This is a genomic window from Rhizorhapis sp. SPR117 (assembly GCF_021742065.1).
Genome location: NZ_JAKKIE010000146.1, coordinates 1 through 2929, shown reverse-complemented (window position 1 = coordinate 2929; position 2929 = coordinate 1). Strand labels below are relative to the sequence as shown.

Genomic DNA, 2929 nt, shown 5'->3' with positions numbered 1-2929 from the left:
GTCCGCTCCTTTCCTTCTTAAGCACCAACATCATAACCGATGCCGGGGAAAAGGGGCGGGCCATCCCATAAAGACTGCCCCATTGATTTGGACGCGACGATCAGCGAGGCCGAGCTTAAATCCTGTCTCGTAAGCCAGCACCTCTTCTTGCACCGCTGGTTGGAGAGAGAAGCTGAAGGTAGCTCCGGAAATTGGGAAGACGCCTTCCTTAAACCCGCGGCTAACGTTGGCGTAGAGCAACGCCCTCGGCGCCACCTGCCAGTTTACGTTTGCGCGGAAGGACAAGCTATCTTCGTCAAGCTTTCCAACGACCGGACCCGGCAGAAAATCGGGCGGGGGACCTAAGGTAGCGCAGTCGCCGGTGGCGATTGGGATTTCAAATCCCCGCAGTCGATCACCGGTCCCGGCAACGAGGTCGGTGAGCGACCGGTCGGCTCCGGTGTTCAGTGTGCAACCCTCATACTTACGCTTCGCATTCGTGTATCGCAGCCCTCCCTGTAAGGTGACCGTGTCCGTCGCCTCCCAGTCGAGCGTACCAAAAACAGCGGCACGATCGATCTTTGCCGTTCCCGGCGTCTCGGCAGCGGTGAACGAGGAGCTTGAGAAGCCCAGAGGTGCAGTGGGGTTCGCCTCGTCCTCGATATAGTCATGACCGTAATTAGCGCCGAGCATGAGACGCCACTGCTGGGAAATATCCCAAGTCACGCGCAGTTCTTGGTAAAAAGAATGAATGAGACCGGTCGAACGAACCGTGTAGTTGGTGAATTGCGTACCATCCACGTCACTGGACGCATCCCGGTTTAATTCCGAGTATGACGTCAACGAGGTGAGCTTGACGACGTCGGAAACGTCATAGTCCACTCGTCCAGATATCTGAACGAAATTATCGTTTCTCGCAAAATTACCGTCCGGATCCCAATCCGCGAACTTATTTTCGCTAGGGGCTTCCGGATAGTTGACGATTATGGCGGGAGTTCTGCCGGTGATCGCGCTGATCCCGCCAAATTGCGCCGCCTGATTGTCCGATTTGTCACGCCACCCGTTGACGTTCAACTGCACCGACAGGTCGGCGGTCGGCTCCCATGCGAGCAATACCCGCCCGATCATGAGGGTGCTCTGGCCCTGCCGGTCATCTCTGGTGTAGCTGCGCTGCCAATTGCCACCCTGTTCGGTGCGCGCGGCGACGCGGATCGCCAGCGTATCGCTGATCGGACCGCTGACAAAGCCTTGCAGGTTGACTAGACCTTGACTGTCATAGCTGACATCTGCGCCCGCCGCATTATAGTCAGTTGGCTTGGCGGCGATAAAATTGATAGCCCCGCCAGTCGAATTCTGGCCGAACAAGATGCCCTGCGGCCCCTTGAGGACCTCAACCCGCTCCATATCGAGGCCGGCGCCCGTCGTCATTATAGAGTAAGGCAGCGGAACTTCGTCGGTGTAGACGCTTACCGTCGGCGAACCGCCGAGGCTCGTGTCATAGAAGCCGATGCCGCGAAGCGTGTACACCGGCACGCCATAGGAGCTGCGGGTATAGTTGAAGCCGGGCACCGCCTTTACCAGGTCGTCCGGCGTGAAGACGCCTCTCTCGAGCAATGCATCGCCGCTGATTGCGGTGATCGACATGCCAACCCTATTGGCGGCGCTTTGGCGCTTCTCCGCCGTCACGACAATTTCCTCGATGCGCCCACCTTCTTCCCGCACACCGACGCTCGACGGAGACTGATTGACCGCCCTGCTGCCATCGTTCGGAGCCTTGGATTGATCAGCTTGGCTGTCGGCAGTCTGGGCGAAAGCCGCGACTGGAAGCGCAAGCAAGGACGCGGCGATTGCAAGGGTGCTGATGCCCACGCAAGCCAGTCGGCGGCTGGCGTCGAGCCGCAGAGCCGCGCCAGTGTCGCCGGTATCATCCCGGAGCATGATGCTGTGCCAGCCCGACATATTCCTGATCATGCTTCTCATGCAGAAGCCCCCCCCTTCCTATATATGCCTTTCCGACCAGGTCGGAAGGTATCTCTTGCTCCATACTGATCGCGGCAGCGCGATCTAGTCTGCCCCCGTTAGAGGGGACAGGAAAATTCCGCGAAATTCGAAATTGAGGAGTGCCGATCGGCGGCGGCGGGCCAAAAGATCAGTGGGTAACTGCGGCCGGCTCACACGGCTGCCACAGCGCGAGGTACCACAGGAGAAGCTCGCGCTGGCACCCTATGCCGAGCCGGGCATAGGCGCGCTTGCGGTAGGTCATCACTGTCTGCTCACTGATCCCAAGGTCCAGCGCAATGCCGATGCCGGAAACACCGTACAGGATGCGGGCGCAGACCTGGGCCTCTCGCCGGGAGAGAGCTTCGGGCGAGGAGGCTATGCTGCGCTCGATCTCCACAAGAGAAGTCAGCGTGGTCGCTGCTCCGCCGACGTGGCAGGTAATGCGGTCGTGCTTTGCGACCAACGAAAGGAGTGCGCTGGCCACGCGGCTGAGGCGCCTTAGCTCGCGACCGGGGAGACAGCCTTCGCCGGCGGGCCGCAGAATGCTGAGGCCAAGCTTTCGGTCGGGCGATCCTCCGCAGATCATCAGCCGTTCGCAGATGTTCACCCGCCCGTACAGTACGTCGCGGAACTCACCACTCGGAAGCTTGTTGATGTCCATGCGGAGCAGGGTCGTCTGGCACAGCGAGGGGCCGCTGCGCGCCTCGATGATCATCGGGTCCTCCCGCCAGAAGCCGCCCGACGTGTAGAGCGTGCTCTGCCGGATTGAAGTATCGCTACCGTCGAGACTGAGGCCGAGAATGCGACGGGGTGCTGCATCGCCGAACTGGAAAGCGGTATAATGCGCCGCGCCGGTGGCGCGATGCAGGAAGCTGAGTGTTGATTGTCGCTGAGAAGTGACCCGGTAGCGGCATAAATTTTCACTGAGATTTGACCCATGTTTGAACCA

At 59.9% G+C, this 2929-nt stretch carries 2 protein-coding genes; both read right to left on the bottom strand.

The window, feature by feature from the left end; all coding sequences use genetic code 11:
• Positions 1 to 30: 30 nt before the first annotated feature.
• Positions 31 to 1938 carry a TonB-dependent receptor gene (locus tag L3X40_RS21435; protein ID WP_237367366.1) on the bottom strand — a complete coding sequence of 636 codons (1908 nt, stop codon included), beginning with the start codon at positions 1936 to 1938 and terminating at the stop codon, positions 31 to 33.
• A 190-nt stretch (positions 1939 to 2128) separates the two neighbouring features.
• On the bottom strand, positions 2129 to 2929 hold an 801-nt coding region (locus L3X40_RS21430), incomplete at its 5' end, for a helix-turn-helix transcriptional regulator (protein ID WP_237367365.1).